Origin of the sequence: Lysinibacillus sp. FSL L8-0312, assembly GCF_038003285.1 — a bacterium.
Taxonomy (GTDB): Bacteria; Bacillota; Bacilli; order Bacillales_A; family Planococcaceae; genus Lysinibacillus; species Lysinibacillus fusiformis_D.
Genome location: NZ_JBBOOV010000001.1, coordinates 1,693,861 through 1,714,461, shown reverse-complemented (window position 1 = coordinate 1,714,461; position 20,601 = coordinate 1,693,861). Strand labels below are relative to the sequence as shown.

Here is a 20,601-nt window from a genome sequence, read left to right as displayed (position 1 = left end):
GCTATTTTGTATAATTTTTTATTACCGAACGAATTTGTGACGAATATTTTTGAAATTACGCCGGAAAAGTTACAAGAATTAGGGATTAGAGGCATCATTACGGATTTAGATAATACGCTTGTTGAATGGGATCGCCCAGACGCAACAGAAGAGCTGATTATTTGGTTACGTATTATGAAAGAATCAGGTATTCGAGTTATTATTGCATCGAATAACAATGAAGCGCGTGTGAAGCATTTTGCTGAGCCATTAGATATCCCGTATATTCACAAGGCAAAAAAACCACTTCGTAATGCTTTTTATAATGCACTGATTCAACTAGGTTTACGCCCAAATGAAGTAGTCATGGTTGGAGATCAACTCCTGACTGATGTGATGGGCGCAAATCGTTTAGGCTTGCATACAGTGTTAGTAAAGCCTGTTGCACAATCAGATGGGCTGGTAACAAAATTGAATCGTTTCATTGAGCGTCGAGTATTTAATGATTTGAAACGTAAAGGAATAATAACTTGGGAGGAACAAGAATGATTGAAATGCCAAATTGTATTGGCTGTGGTACAACAATTCAAACAGAAGATAAAACAGCAGTTGGGTATGCACCCCCATCATCATTAGAAAAGGATGTGGTCATTTGCCAGCGCTGCTTCCGTTTGAAAAATTACAATGAAATTCAACCCGTGTCATTAACAGATGACGACTTTTTACGTATTTTAAACGGCCTTGGAACACAGCAGGGCTTAATCGTAAAAATTGTTGATATATTTGATTTCAATGGGAGCTGGCTACCTGGGCTTCACCGTTTTGTAGGGAAGAATCCTGTTCTTTTGATTGCCAACAAAGCAGATTTATTACCAAAATCAGTGAAACCGAAAAAAGTAATCAATTGGCTTAAACGCGAGGCAAAGGCACTAGGACTTCAGCCTATCGATGTTCTATTAGTCAGTGCCCATAAAGGCAAGGGAATGGCGGAAGCAATGGAGGCCATCGACGAGTACCGTAACGGACAAAATGTCTATGTTGTAGGTTGTACAAATGTTGGGAAATCTACATTCATTAACCGTATTATTAAACAGGCTACAGGAGAAGGGGAAGTCATTACAACGTCACACTTCCCTGGTACTACTTTAGACATGATTGACATTCCACTGGATGATGGTAGTGCATTATATGATACGCCTGGTATTATTAATCATCATCAAATGGCTCATCATATTGATTCAAGTGAATTAAAATATATTATGCCGAAAAAGGAAATTAAACCGAAAGTCTACCAGCAAAATCCTGGACAGTCCCTATTTATTGGGGCATTGGCGAGATTTGACTTTATCCAGGGAGAGCGTTCAGCCTTTACAATCCATGTGGCAAACGATCTACCGATTCACCGTACAAAGCTTGAGAAGGCCGATACATTATATGCAGAACATAAAGGCGAGCTTCTGGCACCTCCAACTGCAGATTTTATCGACCAACTTCCACCATTAGTACGTCATGAGTTTTCCATCAAAGAAGCGAAAACAGACGTTGTATTTTCTGGCCTGGGCTGGATTACAGTACAGCATGCTAATGTAGTCGTAGCAGCCTACGCGCCAAAAGGTGTACAAGTTTCAATTCGTCCTTCATTAATCTAAACAGAAGGATGTAGTAGAGAGAGGGACTAGAAAATGAAGAAATGGTTTGCAGTTATGGGTGATCCAATTGAACATTCAAAATCACCGGCCATGCACAATGCTTGGTTTGAGGACATGTCAATAGATGCGACATATATTCCTTTGCATGTACCTTCTGATCAATTAGAATCAGCAGTTGCTGGTTTGAAAACATTAGGGGCGAGTGGCTGGAACGTGACAATTCCTCATAAGACAGCAATCATTCCATATTTAGATGAGCTAGATGAGCTGGCGCAAAAAATGGGCGCAGTGAATACAGTCGTACGAACAAAAGAGGGAAAGCTGAAGGGCTATAATACAGATGGGATTGGCTTTGTTCGCTCACTAGAAGAAGCCGTTGGTGTATCTCGAAAGGACAAGCCTGTATTACTTGTTGGTGCTGGTGGCGCTGCTCGCGGTATTGCCTTTGCTATGCAGCAACAAGGCTATCACCATTTAACTATCGCCAATCGTACGGTGGCAAATGCCCAAGCGATAATTGATGAAATGGATATGGGTCGTGCGATGTCATTACAAGAAGCAGAAGAAACATTAGCTGATTTCGGCATTATTGTGCAAATGACATCGGCTGGCCTTGCTACGGGCAATTTTTCTATGCCATTTTCATTAGATCGACTTGCGAAAGGAGCAATTGTTGCGGATATTGTGTATAATCCATTAATGACGCCTTTTTTACAAGCGGCTGAAGAAAAAGGAGCAACGATTGTCACAGGCTTAGGGATGTTTGTCCATCAAGGAGCCATTGCTTTTGAACACTGGTTAGGAAACTATCCAAACACAAATTCAATGATTGCGCAGCTTAAGGCGCAATTAGGAGGAAACTAATTTTTATGTTAACAGGTAAACAGAAACGTTTTTTACGTGCAGAGGCACATCATTTAACACCTATTTTCCAAGTAGGAAAAGGTGGAGTTAATGACGAAATGACAAAGCAAATTCGTGAGGCACTAGAAGTACGTGAACTGATTAAAGTGCGTATTTTAGATAACTGTGAAGAGGACAAACATGAAGTTGCTGAATCACTGGCAACAGGTGCTCGTGCGGAGCTTGTCCAATTAATCGGTCTGACAGTTGTTTTATATAAAGAGTCACGCAATCATAAAAAGATTGTATTACCAAAAGCAACGAAATAAGGTGAGACGATGAAAAAGGTCGGTTTACTAGGTGGCACATTTAACCCACCACATATAGGGCATCTCATGATGGCTAATGAGGTTTTTCATGCGCTAGAGCTTGATGAAATCCGTTTTATGCCAAATGCTATACCACCACATAAGCAGGCACGATTTGATGCTAGTAATGTCGAACGACTCGAAATGGTGAAGCGTGCAATTCGTCCATTTCCTTATTTTTCAGTAGAGTCGTATGAGGTTGAGAAGGGTGGCGTATCCTATTCCTATGAGACACTTTCTGCCTTGTGTAGAAGAGAACCGGATGTGAAATTTTACTTTATCATCGGTGGCGATATGATTGATTCGCTACATACATGGCATTGTATTGATGATTTAGTAAAAATCGTGCGGTTTGTCGGAGTAAAGCGTCCAGGAACAGCGGCGACAACAGAGTACCCTATAAGTATGGTGGAAGTGCCTCAAATCGATTTATCGTCCACACTGATTCGTGAACGCCTTGCGACTGGGGGAACGGTAACATTTTTATTACCAGAAGCGGTAGAGACGTTCATACGAGAGGAAGGTCTTTATGGAACGCGAACAGTATTTAGCGGCGATTAAGCCAAGAATGCCTGAAAAACGTTATATTCATACAATCGGTGTAATGGAAACAGCCATCGATTTAGCACAAAAATATGGCGAGGATGTTAAAAAAGCTGAAATAGCAGCAATCCTCCATGATATTGCTAAATATGAAGACATTGAATGGATGGAGAATATCGTTCGTGATGAAAATTTAGATCCACAATTAATTGGCTGGGGCAGTGAATTACTCCACGGCCCAGTCGGTGCCTATATAGCGCAAAGTGAGTTTGGCATCACAGACGATGAGTTGTTAAATGCGATTCGTTTCCATACAACAGGACGCGTTGGGATGAGTCGTTTAGAAAAAATCATTTTTGTCGCAGATATGATTGAGCCAAACCGTCGATTTGATGGTGTGGAGCGTCTGCGAAAGAAGGCGCAAAAAAATTTGGATAAGGCGATGAGTGCATGTGTACGCCATACTTTGGCATTTTTAATAGACACAAAGCAACCAATTTATCCTTTATCAATAGAATGTTATAACGATACGATGAACAGAGAGGATAGTGAAGGATGACTTCAACTTTATTACAAGCAGCGTACAAAGCAATTGACGACAAACATGGTGAGGATATTGTCGTTTTAAATATGCAAGGAATTTCCCTTTTAGCAGATTATTTTATCATCGCCCATGGTAACTCTGACCGCCAAGTGCAAGCAATCGCGCGTGAGTTACAGGATATAGCAGAACAACAAGGCTATGAAATTCGTCGTGTCGAAGGTTTCGATGCAGCTCGTTGGGTACTTGTTGACCTTGGAGATGTAGTGGCGCACGTATTCCATAAGGATGAGCGTGCTTATTATAATTTAGAACGTCTATGGGGCGATGCACCGCAGCTAGACATGCCAGAGGCCTAAGCTAAGTGAGTAGTTACGAACGCTTTGCCCATGTCTATGATGAGCTACAAACGGATATTCCTTACAATCTTTATGTAGATTGGGTTGTACAGCATGCACCATGCAGCCAATACCCCACACTTTTAGATATTGGTTGTGGTACAGGTGTGCTTAGCTTGTTATTCGCCCATGCTGGTTATAAGGTCAGCGGAGTCGACTTATCAGAAGAGATGCTGTCCATCGCAGCAAAACGCTTTGCTGATGCAGGCTACCAAGCTCCGTTATATTGTATGTCGATGGACGAATTAGATGGCTTTGAGGCGTTAGATGTTGTGACGATTACCATTGACTCCCTTAATTATGTTGTAGAGGAGCAAGCCGTCTATACAACATTAGAACGTATTTATCATGCTTTACGTGATGGAGGACAGCTGTTTTTTGATGTTCATTCATTATTTAAGATGAATGAGATTTTTTTAGACGGACCGTTTACGTATGATGATGGGGACATTAGTTATGTATGGCATACAGCGCCAGCTGATTTCGAGCATTCTGTTACACATCAAATGACCTTTTATGTGCGAGATATCGCAAGTGAGTTATATGAACGTTTTGATGAAGAGCATTTACAACGTACTTTCTCAATAGAGCAGTATATGGCTTGGCTGCGCGCCATTGGTTTTCATGATGTGGAAATCACAGCTGATTTTACGGATGAAGCACCTGAATATGAAAGCGAACGCATTTTTATTCGTGCGGTGAAATAAAGAAAACGGAGCCACACTGTCCCCCAATGGGCAGTGTGGCTCTTTTGGTGGATAGAAAGGCTAAAGTGAAGGATAGCGTGCTTAAATCAGTGGATAGAAAAGCGAAAGCGAAGGATAGCAAGCTTAAATCGGTGGATAGCAAGGCGAAAGCGAAGAATAGCTCTCTTAAGCAGGTCAATAGAATCTCCTGATATTTATTATTATTTTCAATCAACAAGTCATAGTGTATGATGTAGATAACTCCATATGATGACCTTTTGCAAGGAAAGGATGGGTGCTATGCTCCAATCTTTATGGCAAAAGTATAAAAAAAGTATGTTATTCCCCAGCATACTGGTAGTCAGTGGACTTTGTTACTTCTATTTTTCGAGTTTTGACTCTTCACCTCCCCAAGAAGAGCTCATCGAGACAATCCAATCGTTTGAAGAAAAAAATCATAGTGAAACTGCTGAAGAAGCGGTGATTCAGCAGATATTTGTTGATATAAAGGGTGCTGTGATGTATCCAGGCGTTTATGAGCTTCAGCAAGACCAACGCATAAAAGATGCTGTCGAGCTTGCAGGTGGCTATACAGAGCAAGCTGACACACAGCGCATGAATCATGCGCAAAAAGTGCAGGATGAAATGGTGATTTATATTCCCACAAAGGGTGAACAGCTAGAAGATGGAGCTACAACTCTTTTAACAATACCTACTGAAAGTGCTCCTAAAGAGCAGAAGATTAATATTAATCAAGCCGATATAGCAATTCTAGCAACCTTACCAGGAATCGGCCCCTCGAAAGCGCAAAGTATTCTTACGTATCGAGAGGAACACGGACACTTTCAAGCGATCGAAGACTTAAAAAATGTAAGTGGTATTGGTGATAAAACATTTGAGAAGCTAAAAGATGCGATTACTGTAAAGTAAACGTTTTACAGGATGTAATATTGACGCCTCTTTTCTATAAGGGATACACTATAGTAGAAAAGCAAGAGAAATATAATTTGTAAGCCAATTTTTGGAGGTAATCATATGGAGCGAATTACTTGGGATCAATTTTTTATGGCACAGAGCCATTTACTCGCATTACGTAGTACATGTACAAGACTAGCAGTAGGAGCAACTGTTGTGCGTGAAAAACGCATCATTGCAGGCGGTTATAACGGTTCCATTATAGGAGACGAACATTGTATTGAACAAGGATGCTATGTAGTTGACAACCATTGTGTGCGTACGGTGCATGCTGAAATGAATGCCTTGCTGCAATGTGCTAAATATGGAACACCGACAAAAGGTGCTGATTTGTATGTAACACATTTCCCATGTCTACCATGTACAAAATCCATTATTCAAGCGGGCATTGAACGTGTCTATTACGCAACAGATTATAAAAATAATCCCTATGCCCAGGAATTATTTGCAAAAGCGGGCGTGGAAGTTGTCCATGTACCCTTTGATGACCGTAAAATCGATTTTTTACGAGATGAAAAACTAGCCTTGTACACAGAAATGCTTCATGAGCTTCGCGAGAGTGGCGTGCCAGCCGAAAAGTTGCTCCCATATGAACAGAAGGTGAGTGCATTATTTGGCATCGAGCTTTAAAGCATAAATGGATCTTTGTAGCTCTTGCTGTACTTATAGCGGCTATTGCAGCACACTCGTCAGCATGGCTACTCACTTTTTTATTGCTTTTAGCCCTGTGGCTCATCTTAAAAGGTGAGTCATGTTTTCTTGTGACGTTTGTAATGATAAGTGCTTTATTCGCTTATTTTTTTCTTTCTACCTATCAACTGACGGAACCTTCCCCCTTACCAAAAACCTTCCCTATAACCTGGTCAAACGATTATAAAATAAACGGCCAAAAACTCCGTGGTTTTGCTACAACTACAAATCGTCAAAAGCTTTATGTGATATATACCTTTTCATCAGAGCAAGAAAAAAGTTTGTATGAAAATACTTCATTAGCAGGCAAAACATATCTTGCCAGGGGTGAGCTTGTAGTACCGTCTCCATCTGCGCATGCTTATGCATTTTCAATGACTGACTATTTAACAAGCAAGGGAGCAACAGGCATTGTGGAAATCGCTAGCTGGCGTTATGTCGAAAAGCAGTCTTCCATCTTCACCTTTTTGGCTGAAATAAGACACAGTATGAAAAAACATATAGAAAGAACCTTTCCAAAAGCCCTTGTAGCAGAGGCACAAGCACTTCTGATAGGGGCACAAGATCAAATGGAGGGTGAACTGCAGCGTGCCTATCAAAAGCTTGGTATCACCCATTTGTTTGCGATTTCTGGCCTACATGTCGCACTCGTGTCTTGGTTATTCTTTGAAGGCTTACTTCGAATAGGCATACGCAAAGAAATGGCTACGGCTGCACTACTGATCCTTTTACCCGTTTATGGGGTCATTGCAGGAGGTGCACCTTCTGTTTGGCGTGCAGTCTCTGTAGTTGAACTAATGATGTTACTGCGCTTTTTGAAGTGGACTCTTTCAATAGATGATGCACTAGCCATTAGCTTTATAGGCTTCGTTATGCTTGAACCAGGTGTCATTTTTCAAATTGGCTTTCAACTGTCCTATTTAGCTGCCGCTAGTTTGGTTTATTCAGGTATCATTTTCAAACAGACGGAGAATTGGCTCAGTCGTTCTTTTTTCGTCACATTTGTCTGCCAGCTGCTCGTTTATCCTCTATTACTTCATCATTTTTATGAATTATCTATGTCCTCGTTTTTTGTCAATATTCTGTTTGTTCCATTGTTTTCCTTTGTTATATTACCATTTAATATTGTAGTGTTTATGTTATCCTATATTTCCTTACCGCTTGCCAATATGCTATTTGCTGGCTACGAACCGCTACGTAATGGACTGACCCATATGATTATGGAGATGCAGGAGCTACCATTTCAATTATGGTCACCGGGTAAGCCAACGATCTGGCTTAGCTGTGTAGCACTGCTAAGTGTTTTAGCAAGCTTATATTACTTAGAAACGAGAAGGTTCAGGAAGGCTATTGTCGCACTTGTTATTCCCGCCATTTGGATTCATCTGTCACCCATGCTGTCTAACGAAACACAGATCACATTTTTAAATGTAGGACAGGGAGATAGTATCGTTATTGAATTGCCTTTTAGAAAAGCTGTCTATGTCATTGATGCGGGTGGGATACTACGCTTTGAACAGGAGCAGTGGAAAAAAGCAGATAGTCCTTATGAGGTAGGGAAGCAAGTTGTAGTGCCATTTTTAAAAGCTAAAGGAATACGCACCATCGATATTTTTATCGCCACCCATGCGGATGCAGATCATATAGAAGGTGCCGAAGAGGTTTTACAAGAAATTAAGATGAAGGAAATACACGTGACACCAAGTTCTTTACAGCAGCCTTTAATGCAAGAATTATTGCTAGAAGCAAATAAGCACAATGTACCTGTTAAAGAAAAGATGATGGGGACAGCATGGCATAGTGGTGGGACAAATTTTTATTATTTATCGCCTGATGACACCCTTTATGAAGGAAACGATGATTCCCTCGTATTGTACATGCAACAGAACGACTTTACAGCGTTATTTACAGGTGACTTGGAACAATATGGTGAACAACAGCTAATCAAGCGTTATGGGCATCTATTAGCCAATCTAACATTGCTGAAAGCGGGACATCATGGCAGTAAGACATCTAGTTCAGAAGCCTTTGTTGAGCTGCTCCAGCCCGAATTAACGGTTTTCAGTGCAGGTCTCCATAATCGCTATGGTCATCCACATGAAGAAGTAGTACAACGTTTTGTCAGTCGCAATTTAGCGACTTTGACAACAGGGGTGGATGGAACCATTGAAATACGTATTCGTGCTAATGGTTGGTCTGCTGCAGTAAATGAAAAAGGCCTTGTCCAATGACCAAGGCCTTTTTCCTGCATAAGTCCAATTACTGTGATACGAATTCTACTATAGTTGCAATAATAAACATAATTGTGAAAACGCCAAATGATACACCGAAGCCAACACCAGAATCGATGGCATCGTTACGTCGACATTGTATGTTCTTTCCTTCAAATGGATTCATTGTTATCCCTCCAATTCTGTTATTTATTATAAGACAACATGGTCATAAAAGCTATATCGAAAAGGAGAATTCCCAGTCTGGCAAGGAATAGACACAATTCGGTCAAAGTCACAAAGGACCATGAAATCATGTATACTAATAGTATTGCTAGATGGAGGGAAAATTATGATTTCAAAGGTTTGGAATACAATAAAAAAAGGTGAGCTGGCACCGGTTTATTTACTTGTTGGTGAAGAAAGCTATTTTATAGATGAAACCATTAAACGTTTAAAAGAAGCGATGGGGTCAGAAGAAGAGCTGGAAATGACCGCATTTGATTTAGAAGAGGTGCCAGTAGATGTGGTTATGGATGAAGCAGATACGATTCCTTTTTTCTCAGAACGTAAGCTTATTATTGCTAAAAACGCTTCGTTTTTAAAAGCAACTGAGAAAGGGAAAGAAAAAATCGATCATGATGTAAAACGTTTGGAAACGTGGTTATCGAATCCATCTGATTTCTCCGTAACGGTTTTTATTGCCCCTTATGAAAAATTAGATGAACGTAAAAAAGTGACCAAAATGCTCAAAGAGCATGCATTACTTGTACAAGCCGAAACCCCAAAAGAGCAGGATTTAGCCGTATGGATTCAAGGCGTTGTCAAGGCACAGGGCAACAGCATCACACAAGAGGCTATTGAGCTGCTTGTAACGATGGTGGGCGCCAACATGCTGCAATTGCAGATGGAAATTGACAAGCTTACCCTCTATTTAGGTGAGGGTGGAGAAATTACAGCTTCGTTAGTGGAGGATCTAGTAGCAAAAACATTGGAGCAAGATGCATTTAAAATGCTCAATGCTTATTTGGCTAATGATTCGGTCAGCGCTTTGTCCATTTATCATGATTTATTACGACAAAAACAAGAGCCTATTATGTTAGTTGGCTTGCTTGCATCCAATGTTCGTACCATGTCCAATGTTTTTTATTTGTTGAAGAAAGGATATCATCCACAACAAATCGCCAAAAATTTAAAAATTCACCCGTATCGTGTCAAACTCATGACTGAGCAGCATCATCGCCCATCAGAAGAAAGTTTATTGAGAGCATTATATCAACTAGCTGAGGTTGATTTACAGCTGAAATCGACTGGTGGTAATCGAGAGAGACATTTAGAATTATTTCTATTACGTCAACTGTAACATAAAAAGCTGTCCAATAAAGGGCAGCTTTTGTGTTATCTATCAAAATGAAAAAGATCAGCTACTCCTAATAGAGTATCTGATCCTTTAAACAATTACGCTTTTTTAGCAAGGCGAGACTTTTTACGAGCCGCCGCGTTTTTGTGGATAAGTCCTTTTGAAGCTGCTTTATCTAATGATTTGAAAGCTGCTTGTAAAAGTTCTTGTTTGTTTTCAGCGTTTGCAACAACAGCGTTTTCAGCTTTTTTCACTGTAGTACGCATTGCAGATTTAGCTTGAGAATTAGCAATGTTTGCTTTTTCGTTAACTTTTACGCGTTTAATCGCAGATTTAATGTTTGGCATATATTTCACCTCCTAAATTAGGTACGAGATGATATCTTCTCATTGATTTCTTGTGTTAATACAACAAAAATCATTTTAACAAACGCTTGACCAAATTGCAATAGATAAATGCAAAGAATATTTACTTGACAGTTTGAACAAACTACAGCTTGAGGTGAACTGTATGCAAAATTTTAATTGGCAACGAACAGATTTAATCGATGAATCTGAAGAGGTAGTTGTCCATCAGACCAAAGAACAAAAAGAAAAGCTAGAACAATCGAGTGGCGTTCAAATAGAAGATCGGAATGCTGGTCGAGTGAAAATTACAGATGTCCTTGTAGATGCTGAGGGTGAAAAGCAAATTGGCAAAAAAGAAGGGCAGTATATTACACTTTCTGTCCCAACACTGACATTAGAAGATCAAGATGGCTTTGCACAGCTTGAGCAAGAATTACTTGTGAATTTTAAAAACATGCATGAATCACTTTCTTGGCAAGAAGATGATAAAATTTTAATTGTTGGTTTGGGCAATCGTACCATTACACCTGATGCCATAGGTCCTTATTTAATTGATCATCTGCATAGCTTAGATGTGATAGATGAAAAGTTTGTCATGTATGCGCCAGGTGTTACAGGGCAAACGGGCTATGAAACAGGGGAGTTTGTGGCTGCGATTGCTGAGCGTCTACAACCAAAATTAATTATTGTGGTTGATGCGCTTGCTACAAGGGCGAGTAATCGTCTTTGTAAAACAATTCAATTAACAGATACCGGCATCCATCCTGGCTCAGGTGTAGGCAATCAACGGCAAGAAATTTCCTATGAGATGCTAGGGATTCCTGTAACGGCAATTGGTATCCCAACAGTAGTAGATGCACCTGTATTAATTGCTGATGCGGTAGAAACGATGCTTCGCTCGATAGCTGCTCGTGTAGCTGAGCGCAGTAAACCATCATCGAAGCTCTCATTGTCCTCTTGGCAACCCGATATCAATAAAGAGCTTGATATGACGTTAGTACAACCTATTTTTGGAGAATGGGCGACATGGACGAAGGAGGAACGTCAGCAGCTGTTTGAAGAAACCTTCGCTGGCTCACATACACAATTGATGGTTACACCAAAGGAAGCAGACTATTGGATTGATCGCTATGCAAAACTAGTGGCTTCCATGCTAATGAACTGGGCAAGTGATTTATAATAAAGGCTAAAAAAATGTTCTTGATAGACCTTCTAAAACACTCAGATTTATGCGTAAAACAAGAAAATTATTTTCGTTCTAAATGACACCCCCTCTCCATACGATATGGGGAGGAGGGTGTGACTTTGCTAAAAAAACTACAATGGTCATTTGGTATATTATTGTTCTTTTTCGTATTACCTGTCATTGCTGGGCAACTTCCGTTCAACAAGCAAGCATCGACTCCGATTAAACAATCAGAAGATAAGCAAGTCGTGTTTGCCGCTACCAATTTAGCTGAACAAAGTGTACTGGAACAAACGAAAGAGCCTGAACCAGATCAAGCCCTAGACCCGGACCCATTTAAAGTGTTAGTGTTATTTACTCATTCACATGAAGCATACGAACCAATGGTGAAAGCTGTGAGTGGTAAGGTAGCGACTTCTCATGAAACAGTCAATATTATGAGTCTAAAGGATAAGATTGTGAATCATTTTAATGTAAATGGCTTGAAGACAAATATCCTCGATGTAGATATTATGAAGAAATTACAAGCTGAGGGTAAGGGATATCATGAATCCTATAATGTCATGAGACCTTATTTAAGTAAGCATTTAGAAACAAATAATTATGATTTAATACTAGATTTACATCGTGACTCATTAAAACATGATCTTACAACGATCTCATATAATGGGGAAAACTATGCAAAAATTGCTATTGTGGTTGGTGCAGAGCATGCAAATTACCGCTGGAATACAGCGTATGCAGAAAGTTTATCCTCCACATTAAATGCCATCGTTCCAAAAATATCAAAAGGTGTTATTTCCAAAAGTGGTGATGGTGTTGATGGGCGATATAATCAGGATTTGGCAAAGCAAATGATGATTGTTGAGATTGGTGGAATTGGTAATACGGAGGAAGAGGTTAATCGTACGATTGCCGTAATTGGCAAGGCCATATCAAAAGCATTTGTAAATGATTCAAAACAATAGAACAGGATGACAAAAAGTGAGTCTGTTACAGGCTCACTTTTTGCTATTTCAGCATAAAAATTTCCAGAACAAAATCTAATTATTTGTCTTTCCATTGCTTCATTCTTGTCTTATAATTTTCAAGTTGGCTTTCGATTTTCATGATAAAACGTTAATGAAGGCATATGCAAGTAAGGCAAAATGTGCTTTTGAAGCATCTACCATTTTTGGGAATGCCTTTTAAGACAATAGCAAACATACATATGAATTTTAAAAAGACAAAGAGTGATCACGTTTCATTTTTCTCTAAAACTTTTATCGTATTTCAAACGTCAAACATATAAGTGCACAAATGAAAAAGTATAAAGAGGAGATGATGTTCAAATCACAGGTGCTATTAAGGGATAACAGGTTTTATCTTGATATAGTAGCTATAAGGCCATTATGCAAAAGGAAATTGATAGATTATTGAAGGAAGGAATAGTATGTCAGGCAAGTCATTAAATCATCGTTATATTCCTGGACTAGACGGGATTCGAGCATTAGCCGTATTAGCAGTTATTGCTTATCATTTTAACTTCAATTGGGCTAGAGGTGGCTTTTTAGGAGTAGATATCTTTTTTGTATTATCAGGCTATTTAATCACCTCTACCATTTTGCCTGTAAAGGGCAATCAATTAACAGTCAGTCTAAAGAAATTTTGGGTTGGACGATTTAGGCGGTTACTACCAGCGGCCTACGTGATGATTGTTATATCATTTGTCTGGGCAACGCTCTTTCATAAAGAACTTCTTCATACATTACGTGGAGATGCGTTGTCCTCTATTTTTTATTCAAGTAATTGGTGGTTCATTTTTCATAAACTTTCTTATTTTGATAGTTTTGGCTCCCCGTCACCTTTAAAAAATTTATGGTCGCTAGCTATTGAAGAACAATTTTATCTGATTTGGCCCTTGCTCTTAATGATTGGCCTTTATATTTTTCAAAAACAAAGCAAACTGGCTAAAGTTGTCTTTATGGGAGCGGTTTGTTCAGCTCTAGTAATGGCGATTCTTTATGAGCCAGGTGCAGATCCAAGCCGTGTCTATTATGGAACGGACACACGCTGTTTTGAACTATTAATTGGCTGTTGGCTAGCTCTTGTTTGGCCAATGAAAAGGCTATCTGCACAAAAATTATCAACAAACCATGTGAAGAAGCTAAATAGTTTGAGTTTCATTACGCTTATGATTTTTCTAGTTAGTATTGTTTATGTAGATGAATATCAACCCTTCCTTTATAGAGGTGGCATGTTCTTATTTTGCTTAAATGCAGCAGTTTTGATTGCATGTATCTGTCACCCCGTCAGCATTTTAGGAAAACTACTAGCATGGAGGCCGCTTTGTTGGATTGGCTCTCGATCCTACGGCATATATCTATGGCATTATCCTGTCATGGTACTAGGTACACCTATTCATGAAATTGGCAACCCATCTTATTGGCGGGTTGCACTTCAAATCATACTTATTGTTATGATAGCAGAGCTATCCTATCGCTTCATTGAAATGCCTATCCGTAAAGAAGGATTCCGAGCCTATTATGGGAAATACTTTGTCTTTAACAAAAATAAATGGGGAAGTCTTTCATTCTCACGAAAAATTTCAACGGTAATGGCTCCACTTTTCCTTCTTATGTTTTTCACAGGAATGACAGGAGTAGTAGGGGAAGGTCAGCAAAGCACTTCGAGTTCATATCCAACAAACATCAAAATTAATGGTGATGAGCCTACAACTAATTTAAACAAGCATGACCAGCAATCAGAGCTACCAACTAACGAACCTTCCAAGGAAGAGAAAGTGGAGGATGTTCAGCAGATAGAAACACCAAAGCAAGAAGAAAATGATGTAAATAAAGTGCCTGAACGGGATGAGTTTTATCGTGGAATAGTAGCGATTGGTGATTCACTTATGATTGATATTGGCCCGAGCTTACATACTATTTACCCAACTATTACAATCGATGGAAAAATAGGTCGTCAAGTTTCACAAGCTGTCAAACTAGCACCAAATTATGCAAGTTTTAATCAACCTAATCATGCAGTCATTCTTCAATTGGGGACAAATGGTTATTTTACAAATGACCAAATGGACACACTCCTTGCCGCTTTTTCAAATGCTGATATTTATTTAGTGAATACACGTGTGCCCCGTTCATGGGAGGCAAAAGTGAATGAAGCATTACAGCAAAAAGCCCAGGAGAATGAACATATTACACTCATTGACTGGCATGCTGCAGCACTCAATCATCCAGAATACTTCGCCCCAGATGGCGTTCATTTAGAGAAAAAAGGGGTAGAAGTTTTAACAAACCTGATTCAACAATCCTTAAACAAGAAAAATTAATGAAAAAAGTCAGTCTACACAGCTTTGTCTGTTGACTGACTTTTTCTGTGCAAATATATGGTCTAAAGTTGAATTTGGACAAATGCGCCCTTAATTTCTCTGCATTTATATACTTAATACTGTAAAATCTAAAAACAGCATTAAACACTGAAAGTATTGATATTATAGGCTTTCTAGTCTAGTTGCTGTTGTACTTTGCGTTATGTTCATAGTATAATTCATTATAGTTTAATTAGGAGTGGAAAAGATGAACCGAGATGCACGTTTAAAACGACAAGAGAATATACGAAATTTCTCTATTATTGCACATATTGACCATGGGAAATCAACGCTTGCTGACCGTATTTTAGAGCAAACAAAATCTTTAACTTCCCGTGAAATGAAAGCACAGCTCCTCGACTCAATGGATTTAGAGCGTGAGCGAGGGATAACGATTAAATTAAATGCAGTTCAATTAAAGTACGAAGCAAAAGACGGCGAAGTGTATACATTCCATTTAATCGACACACCAGGACACGTCGATTTCACATATGAAGTATCCCGTAGTTTAGCTGCTTGTGAGGGTGCCATTTTAGTTGTGGACGCCGCACAAGGTATTGAAGCGCAAACACTAGCAAATGTTTACTTAGCACTTGATAATGATTTAGAAATTTTACCTGTTATTAATAAAATTGACTTACCTGCAGCTGATCCTGAGCGTGTGCGTCAAGAAGTAGAGGATGTCATCGGGCTGGATGCGTCTGAAGCGGTACTAGCTTCTGCGAAAGCAGGTATTGGTATTGAGGATATTTTAGAGCAAATCGTGGAAAAGGTACCAGCACCAACGGGTGATCCTGATGCTCCACTACAAGCTTTAATTTTTGACTCTGTGTATGATGCCTATAAAGGTGTTATCATTTCAATTCGTGTAATCAACGGGACTGTCAAGCCTGGCGACAAAATCCGTATGATGGCAACAGGTGCGGAATTTGAGGTTATTGAAGTTGGGGTACATACACCAAAGGTTGTGCCACAGGCTGAATTAACAGTTGGTGATGTAGGTTATTTAACAGCATCTATTAAAAACGTAGGTGACACACGCGTAGGTGATACTGTAACCTATGCAAATCGTCCAGCAGCCGAGCCATTAGCAGGTTATCGTCGCTTGAACCCAATGGTTTATTGTGGTTTATACCCAATTGATACGGCGAAATACAATGATTTACGTGAAGCGTTAGAAAAACTAGAGCTAAATGACTCTGCTTTACAATATGAGCCAGAGACATCTCAAGCACTTGGCTTTGGTTTCCGCTGCGGTTTCTTAGGATTACTCCATATGGAAATTATTCAGGAGCGTATTGAGCGTGAATTTAATATTGATTTAATTACAACAGCACCTTCTGTAATTTACAATGTTCATATGACAGATGGCACTGATATTAAAGTAGATAACCCATCCTTTATGCCAGACCCACAAAAAATCGAGCGTGTTGAGGAACCTTATGTAAAGGCAACCATTATGGTGCCAAATGATTATGTGGGAGCGGTTATGGAGCTTTGTCAATTGAAGCGTGGTAATTTCATGACGATGGATTATATTGATACATCCCGTGTAAGCATTATTTATGAAATGCCTTTATCCGAAATTGTCTATGATTTCTTTGACTATTTAAAATCAAATACGAAGGGCTATGCATCCTTCGACTATGAACTTATCGGTTACCAGCCATCGAAATTAGTGAAAATGGATATTTTATTAAATGGTGAGCAGGTCGATGCACTAAGCTTTATCGTACACCGTGACTTTGCCTATGATCGAGGCAAAATCATCGTAGAAAAATTAAAAGAATTAATTCCACGCCAACAATTTGAAGTACCAATTCAAGCAGCAGTTGGACAAAAAATTGTGGCACGTTCAACAATTAAAGCCATCCGTAAAAACGTTTTAGCGAAATGTTACGGTGGGGATATTTCTCGTAAGCGCAAACTTCTTGATAAACAAAAAGAAGGTAAAAAACGTATGAAACAAGTAGGCTCCGTCGAAGTCCCTCAGGAGGCATTCATGGCTGTGCTGAAGATGGATGATTCGAAGTAACGTTGATATAACAGCGTTTATAGGGGTTTGAAATAAGTGTTTTGTGGTGTTTCCCACCATAAAAAATACGTTAGTAATTCTTATATATCTTGAACGAATGAGTCAAAGATGTTAGCAGCATCTCTGGCCATTTTTTCAGTGAGGTGGACATAGCGATCTTCTGTTACGGCAGCTCGACTATGTCCTAATCTTTTTTATACTGTTTTAACAGGTGTACCGTTTTTGATTAAAGTTGTAGCATGTGTGTACCTTAAGGAATGATAATATAAACAAGCAATTATAGAATCAGGTGAACAGTAAACGCAGCATTAGCTAGCGTTATTTTTATTGTCTAAAAATGATAAGGTCTATGGAAGGTTAAGATTTCTTTACCTTGTCAAAATTCTATTGAATTAATTTAGAAATAAAATTACAATGTTGACGGGGAAATAAGTACTAGATTTACTGCTGACGGATCGCCGTATGCGATGAAAGTCGCCTGTGTGGTGAAGGCTCGTTATAAAGCATGTACATGAATAAGACGAGAATGGCATAATAACAATAGGTGCTGCTTATGCAAACCCAAACAGTAAAGTTGTAGGGTTACCGTCATCCACGCAAATTGAAATACGTCATTTACAATCAGATGGTATTACACCAATTTCTAATTGGACATTAGTTACTACTTTTGTTGATGGAACAATTATGTGGGGTACACAAATAGGACAAATAGTCGAAGTGCGTTTACCTTTTGACCCTACAAACGTTTTAAGCGTAACAGTTCAAGCTGCACCATAAATTTATTATTTTTTTATTAAATGGTTAGGGGACATGTCATTATGATGTGTCCTTTTTCCTTTGACATCTGTGAAGGGTTCTTTTTATATAACAAGACCTAAGTAATGCACTGTGCTGAGCAGTGCTATTTCTATTTGTGAGGTATTGACATGGACAGTCAAACAGTAGCTTTAATCAGAATTTTATGTATAGTATTAGGAGCTTTTATTGGAGTATTTACTTACAATTGCAATCGAGACAAGGATGTAAAAAATGATGCATCTGATTCAGCTGTAATACGCACAATATTAATGCTGGGATAAAATTGATATTAAAGCGCAAGAAATGCGTGTTACAGAGTTATCAGAGCGTGTGATTCTTGTAGAGGAATCAAGTAAACAAGCACATAAACGTTTAGATAAAATGGAGGGAATTATACATGGGAATTAACTGGAAAGCATGTTTGCAATATAAGCAATTTGGGGTGTCATAAATTGCATTACTATTAGTGCTCGCTAATCAAACAGCGGGCATTTTTAATGTCGATATTACGATTTACAATGTACAAATCACAGCCATTTCAGAGACTGTATTAAGTATTTTAGGCTTGCTTGGTATTATTTTATTGCCTCGACTACAAAAGGCACTTCGGACAGCAAGCAGGCATTGAATGATGACAAGCCAAAGGGTGATGTAAAATGACAAGCATTACTACAACATACAGGGAGATCTCTAAACTATTGCCAGCTGCACAAACAGCATGTAGATTGTTATTCCAAGAGAGCTTTAAAGCAGGTATTAAGAACATTTTTATTACTGAAACATATTGCTCACAAGAACGTCAAAAGTACCTTTGTGAATAAGGAAGAACTCGACCAGGACAAATTGTTACTTGGACACTAGACAGCAATCATAAGTCACGATTAGCATGGGATATCGCTGTTGGTCCTCCACAGTCTTTATATGATGTGGCAACCCGGTGCTATTGCACGTCAGCTAGGTATTACATGGGGTGGAGATTGGACAGGTAATATTGATCGTCCCCATTTTGAGGTTAAGCCAAATTGGATTATGCCAAAGGGATACAAAATTGAAGGACAAGTGATTATTCCGACTAATAGTAAATACCAAGTGCAATTAATTGTGGAAGGCAATACAACTAAACCAATTGCAAAGAATGATGACACAATGAAATTCACAAGGACAACTGCAAAAGCTGCTGTACGTGATTATATTCAACAAGCAGTCGGTAAAGGATTGATGGATAGGTCATGGTTGGAAAAATTCGATAATGGCACTATGACAAATGGTGATTTTGAAGGTTTGAAAATTATTATTGCACAGCGTAGCATTTAATAATTAAAAAACTAATTTTAAGTGTAATTATGAGAAATTTTGAAAAAATGTTAAGATTAAAAGATAGATTAGGAGGGAAATAAAGTGATTTCATTAAAACCTATGAACCAAGAAGAGTTCAAACAATATATTAGTTATGCAATTGAAGACTATGCAAAAGACAAAATCGCTTCCGGAAATTGGAGTGAAGATGAAGCGATTAACTTGTCGAGGGAATCATTTGAACGACTACTACCAAATGGTGAGAAGACCGAAAATAATCATTTATTGTCTATCTTTCATGACGATATTTTAGTTGGAATGATTTGGATTTCGCAAAAAGCCCCTAAAAATCCTAATGAAGGTTTTATTTATGATTTTGTGATTTTTGAACAATATCAAGGGCAAGGGTATGGCAAGAAAGCAATGAAAGAAGCTGAAATTATTGCTAAAGAGTTAGGTATGAATAAAATTGGTTTAAACGTTTTTGGTCATAATAAAATAGCACGTGGATTATATGAAAAAATGGGTTATGAAATTACGAATATAACCATGGCTAAAACAATTTGATAATGTAAGTAATTGAGGCTGGGACAAAAGAAAAAATGTTAGACCATTTACAAGTTTGGTCTAACATTTTTTTGCGTTATTAGAACACATATACTTTAATAAATCACAAAAATAACATTCATTTTTTGCTTTTTCTCAATAAAATGAGTTATGTCCCAGCCTCTTTTTTTATTTCCACAAATTATTGGTCAAAAAAGAAAAACAATATAACGAAAGGAAGAATTACTATTCCAATCATAAAGATAATAATCCAGTGTATAATTTCCAAGTTATCCATAGAAATAATGTAAAAAAATATACCTATGACCAATAGTACCAAAAATAAGCATCCATGAATATGAGTATTTCCCTCATTAGCATTACCTCCATATTCATTTTCAAATTCATCCTGGATTTCTGACTTAACAGTCTCTTTTGGTATTGTTTTATCTTCTATAACTGTATTACAGTATTCACACCTTATTAATACTAAACCATCTTCGTATACTTTCGTAAAAGAATTATTGGCTAAACAATTAGGGCAATTATTCATTAATTTTCACCTCAATATATCTATCTACTATTTCCCATTTTAGGGATTTTGACATGGTTTGTATATATAAATAAAAGTTAGTAATCAATTTAATGGAAAGGGTAGACGAATATTTTATTGTTGTGCATGTAGCTATGGCAGGCAATGATGTGGTCCTTAGGTATGCTAATATGGCACTAAAAACTCAGGTAGAAAATTTATTAATCAGTCACCAAAATAAAGATCAGGCGC

The 20,601-nt window shown here is 38.4% G+C and carries 24 protein-coding genes; 21 read left to right on the top strand and 3 right to left on the bottom strand.

From position 1 onward, the window contains the following. The first annotated feature begins 6 nt into the window (after window positions 1–6). The 11 genes from MHI22_RS08750 (at window position 7) to MHI22_RS08700 (ending at window position 8,903) form a co-directional block, all read left to right on the top strand. Entirely contained in the window at window positions 7–528 is a 522-nt protein-coding gene (locus MHI22_RS08750) for a YqeG family HAD IIIA-type phosphatase (RefSeq protein WP_249646111.1), read from the top strand. Further along, complete coding sequence (yqeH, locus tag MHI22_RS08745) at window positions 525–1,628, top strand: ribosome biogenesis GTPase YqeH (protein ID WP_036121905.1); 1,104 nt, start codon at window positions 525–527, stop codon at window positions 1,626–1,628. The genes MHI22_RS08750 and yqeH overlap by 4 nt, the downstream gene beginning before the upstream one ends. Before the next feature lie 33 nt (window positions 1,629–1,661). Continuing rightward, window positions 1,662–2,492 (top strand): shikimate dehydrogenase, encoded by an 831-nt coding sequence (gene aroE / locus MHI22_RS08740; protein WP_036121902.1) that lies wholly within the window; start codon window positions 1,662–1,664, stop codon window positions 2,490–2,492. A 5-nt stretch (window positions 2,493–2,497) separates the two neighbouring features. Continuing rightward, on the top strand, window positions 2,498–2,800 hold the full coding sequence (gene yhbY / locus MHI22_RS08735; RefSeq protein WP_036121900.1) for a ribosome assembly RNA-binding protein YhbY: 303 nt from the start codon (window positions 2,498–2,500) through the stop codon (window positions 2,798–2,800). 9 nt (window positions 2,801–2,809) lie between these two features. Beyond that, window positions 2,810–3,400: a nicotinate-nucleotide adenylyltransferase gene (locus MHI22_RS08730; protein WP_036121897.1), complete on the top strand. Its 591-nt coding sequence runs from the start codon at window positions 2,810–2,812 to the stop codon at window positions 3,398–3,400. Continuing rightward, complete coding sequence (gene yqeK, locus MHI22_RS08725) at window positions 3,369–3,941, top strand: bis(5'-nucleosyl)-tetraphosphatase (symmetrical) YqeK (protein ID WP_036121894.1); 573 nt, start codon at window positions 3,369–3,371, stop codon at window positions 3,939–3,941. The genes MHI22_RS08730 and yqeK overlap by 32 nt, the downstream gene beginning before the upstream one ends. After that, on the top strand, window positions 3,938–4,282 hold the full coding sequence (rsfS, locus tag MHI22_RS08720; protein ID WP_036121893.1) for a ribosome silencing factor: 345 nt from the start codon (window positions 3,938–3,940) through the stop codon (window positions 4,280–4,282). Before yqeK ends, rsfS begins: the two co-directional genes overlap by 4 nt. A gap of 5 nt (window positions 4,283–4,287) precedes the next feature. Next, window positions 4,288–5,028 carry a class I SAM-dependent DNA methyltransferase gene (locus MHI22_RS08715; protein ID WP_036121889.1) on the top strand — a complete coding sequence of 247 codons (741 nt, stop codon included), beginning with the start codon at window positions 4,288–4,290 and terminating at the stop codon, window positions 5,026–5,028. A 279-nt stretch (window positions 5,029–5,307) separates the two neighbouring features. Then, a complete protein-coding gene (locus MHI22_RS08710) occupies window positions 5,308–5,937 on the top strand; it encodes a helix-hairpin-helix domain-containing protein (protein WP_058844218.1) in 630 nt (209 codons plus the stop codon). A gap of 105 nt (window positions 5,938–6,042) precedes the next feature. Then, window positions 6,043–6,612, top strand: coding sequence for a ComE operon protein 2 (locus tag MHI22_RS08705; protein WP_036121883.1), 570 nt, complete (start codon window positions 6,043–6,045; stop codon window positions 6,610–6,612). Between the two features lie 143 nt (window positions 6,613–6,755). Beyond that, window positions 6,756–8,903 carry a DNA internalization-related competence protein ComEC/Rec2 gene (locus MHI22_RS08700; protein WP_340811750.1) on the top strand — a complete coding sequence of 716 codons (2,148 nt, stop codon included), beginning with the start codon at window positions 6,756–6,758 and terminating at the stop codon, window positions 8,901–8,903. Between the two features lie 28 nt (window positions 8,904–8,931). On the opposite strand, the gene MHI22_RS08695 is transcribed toward MHI22_RS08700, so the two are convergent. Next, the gene (locus tag MHI22_RS08695) at window positions 8,932–9,069 is read right to left on the bottom strand and encodes a YqzM family protein (RefSeq protein WP_036121877.1); all 138 of its coding nucleotides are present in this window, start codon (window positions 9,067–9,069) and stop codon (window positions 8,932–8,934) included. Window positions 9,070–9,234: 165 nt separating this feature from the next. Here MHI22_RS08695 and holA point away from each other — a divergent pair, with 165 nt between their 5' ends. Then, on the top strand, window positions 9,235–10,245 hold the full coding sequence (holA, locus tag MHI22_RS08690) for a DNA polymerase III subunit delta (protein WP_058844220.1): 1,011 nt from the start codon (window positions 9,235–9,237) through the stop codon (window positions 10,243–10,245). 95 nt (window positions 10,246–10,340) lie between these two features. Here the strand turns inward: holA and rpsT are convergent, their stop codons facing one another. Next, the gene (rpsT, locus tag MHI22_RS08685; RefSeq protein WP_036121871.1) at window positions 10,341–10,589 is read right to left on the bottom strand and encodes a 30S ribosomal protein S20; all 249 of its coding nucleotides are present in this window, start codon (window positions 10,587–10,589) and stop codon (window positions 10,341–10,343) included. Window positions 10,590–10,752: 163 nt separating this feature from the next. Here rpsT and gpr point away from each other — a divergent pair, with 163 nt between their 5' ends. The 9 genes from gpr (at window position 10,753) to MHI22_RS08640 (ending at window position 19,838) form a co-directional block, all read left to right on the top strand. Further along, on the top strand, window positions 10,753–11,769 hold the full coding sequence (gene gpr / locus MHI22_RS08680) for a GPR endopeptidase (RefSeq protein ID WP_036121869.1): 1,017 nt from the start codon (window positions 10,753–10,755) through the stop codon (window positions 11,767–11,769). 119 nt (window positions 11,770–11,888) lie between these two features. Continuing rightward, window positions 11,889–12,743 carry a stage II sporulation protein P gene (gene spoIIP / locus MHI22_RS08675; protein ID WP_230593800.1) on the top strand — a complete coding sequence of 285 codons (855 nt, stop codon included), beginning with the start codon at window positions 11,889–11,891 and terminating at the stop codon, window positions 12,741–12,743. 464 nt (window positions 12,744–13,207) lie between these two features. Continuing rightward, window positions 13,208–15,103 (top strand): acyltransferase family protein, encoded by a 1,896-nt coding sequence (locus MHI22_RS08670; protein ID WP_340811748.1) that lies wholly within the window; start codon window positions 13,208–13,210, stop codon window positions 15,101–15,103. A gap of 247 nt (window positions 15,104–15,350) precedes the next feature. Further along, window positions 15,351–17,177 carry a translation elongation factor 4 gene (gene lepA / locus MHI22_RS08665; protein ID WP_058844222.1) on the top strand — a complete coding sequence of 609 codons (1,827 nt, stop codon included), beginning with the start codon at window positions 15,351–15,353 and terminating at the stop codon, window positions 17,175–17,177. A 926-nt stretch (window positions 17,178–18,103) separates the two neighbouring features. Further along, the gene (locus tag MHI22_RS08660) at window positions 18,104–18,256 is read left to right on the top strand and encodes a hypothetical protein (protein ID WP_340811746.1); all 153 of its coding nucleotides are present in this window, start codon (window positions 18,104–18,106) and stop codon (window positions 18,254–18,256) included. 185 nt (window positions 18,257–18,441) lie between these two features. Further along, the gene (locus MHI22_RS08655; RefSeq protein WP_340811743.1) at window positions 18,442–18,603 is read left to right on the top strand and encodes a hypothetical protein; all 162 of its coding nucleotides are present in this window, start codon (window positions 18,442–18,444) and stop codon (window positions 18,601–18,603) included. Between the two features lie 28 nt (window positions 18,604–18,631). Beyond that, entirely contained in the window at window positions 18,632–18,796 is a 165-nt protein-coding gene (locus MHI22_RS08650) for a hypothetical protein (protein ID WP_340811741.1), read from the top strand. 100 nt (window positions 18,797–18,896) lie between these two features. Continuing rightward, a complete protein-coding gene (locus tag MHI22_RS08645) occupies window positions 18,897–19,289 on the top strand; it encodes a M15 family metallopeptidase (protein ID WP_271910466.1) in 393 nt (130 codons plus the stop codon). 84 nt (window positions 19,290–19,373) lie between these two features. After that, window positions 19,374–19,838, top strand: a complete 465-nt coding sequence (locus MHI22_RS08640) for a GNAT family N-acetyltransferase (RefSeq protein ID WP_141905127.1) — start codon at window positions 19,374–19,376, stop codon at window positions 19,836–19,838. A gap of 181 nt (window positions 19,839–20,019) precedes the next feature. Here MHI22_RS08640 and MHI22_RS08635 read toward each other — a convergent pair whose 3' ends face one another. Next, window positions 20,020–20,370 carry a hypothetical protein gene (locus tag MHI22_RS08635; protein ID WP_340811737.1) on the bottom strand — a complete coding sequence of 117 codons (351 nt, stop codon included), beginning with the start codon at window positions 20,368–20,370 and terminating at the stop codon, window positions 20,020–20,022. Window positions 20,371–20,601: the final 231 nt, after the last annotated feature.

What these genes read in the sequence shown, in the direction of transcription:
- MHI22_RS08635 (WP_340811737.1), bottom strand. Translation starts at nt 20,370, where the DNA reads ATGAATAATTGCCCTAATTGTTTAGCCAATAATTCTTTTACGAAAGTA.
- yqeH (WP_036121905.1), top strand. Translation starts at nt 525, where the DNA reads ATGATTGAAATGCCAAATTGTATTGGCTGTGGTACAACAATTCAAACA.
- rsfS (WP_036121893.1), top strand. Translation starts at nt 3,938, where the DNA reads ATGACTTCAACTTTATTACAAGCAGCGTACAAAGCAATTGACGACAAA.
- MHI22_RS08670 (WP_340811748.1), top strand. Translation starts at nt 13,208, where the DNA reads ATGTCAGGCAAGTCATTAAATCATCGTTATATTCCTGGACTAGACGGG.
- yhbY (WP_036121900.1), top strand. Translation starts at nt 2,498, where the DNA reads ATGTTAACAGGTAAACAGAAACGTTTTTTACGTGCAGAGGCACATCAT.
- MHI22_RS08730 (WP_036121897.1), top strand. Translation starts at nt 2,810, where the DNA reads ATGAAAAAGGTCGGTTTACTAGGTGGCACATTTAACCCACCACATATA.
- rpsT (WP_036121871.1), bottom strand. Translation starts at nt 10,589, where the DNA reads ATGCCAAACATTAAATCTGCGATTAAACGCGTAAAAGTTAACGAAAAA.
- MHI22_RS08695 (WP_036121877.1), bottom strand. Translation starts at nt 9,069, where the DNA reads ATGAATCCATTTGAAGGAAAGAACATACAATGTCGACGTAACGATGCC.
- MHI22_RS08660 (WP_340811746.1), top strand. Translation starts at nt 18,104, where the DNA reads ATGGACAGTCAAACAGTAGCTTTAATCAGAATTTTATGTATAGTATTA.
- MHI22_RS08705 (WP_036121883.1), top strand. Translation starts at nt 6,043, where the DNA reads ATGGAGCGAATTACTTGGGATCAATTTTTTATGGCACAGAGCCATTTA.
- MHI22_RS08700 (WP_340811750.1), top strand. Translation starts at nt 6,756, where the DNA reads ATGATAAGTGCTTTATTCGCTTATTTTTTTCTTTCTACCTATCAACTG.
- aroE (WP_036121902.1), top strand. Translation starts at nt 1,662, where the DNA reads ATGAAGAAATGGTTTGCAGTTATGGGTGATCCAATTGAACATTCAAAA.
- gpr (WP_036121869.1), top strand. Translation starts at nt 10,753, where the DNA reads ATGCAAAATTTTAATTGGCAACGAACAGATTTAATCGATGAATCTGAA.
- MHI22_RS08710 (WP_058844218.1), top strand. Translation starts at nt 5,308, where the DNA reads ATGCTCCAATCTTTATGGCAAAAGTATAAAAAAAGTATGTTATTCCCC.
- holA (WP_058844220.1), top strand. Translation starts at nt 9,235, where the DNA reads ATGATTTCAAAGGTTTGGAATACAATAAAAAAAGGTGAGCTGGCACCG.
- MHI22_RS08650 (WP_340811741.1), top strand. Translation starts at nt 18,632, where the DNA reads ATGACAAGCATTACTACAACATACAGGGAGATCTCTAAACTATTGCCA.
- MHI22_RS08645 (WP_271910466.1), top strand. Translation starts at nt 18,897, where the DNA reads ATGATGTGGCAACCCGGTGCTATTGCACGTCAGCTAGGTATTACATGG.
- lepA (WP_058844222.1), top strand. Translation starts at nt 15,351, where the DNA reads ATGAACCGAGATGCACGTTTAAAACGACAAGAGAATATACGAAATTTC.
- yqeK (WP_036121894.1), top strand. Translation starts at nt 3,369, where the DNA reads ATGGAACGCGAACAGTATTTAGCGGCGATTAAGCCAAGAATGCCTGAA.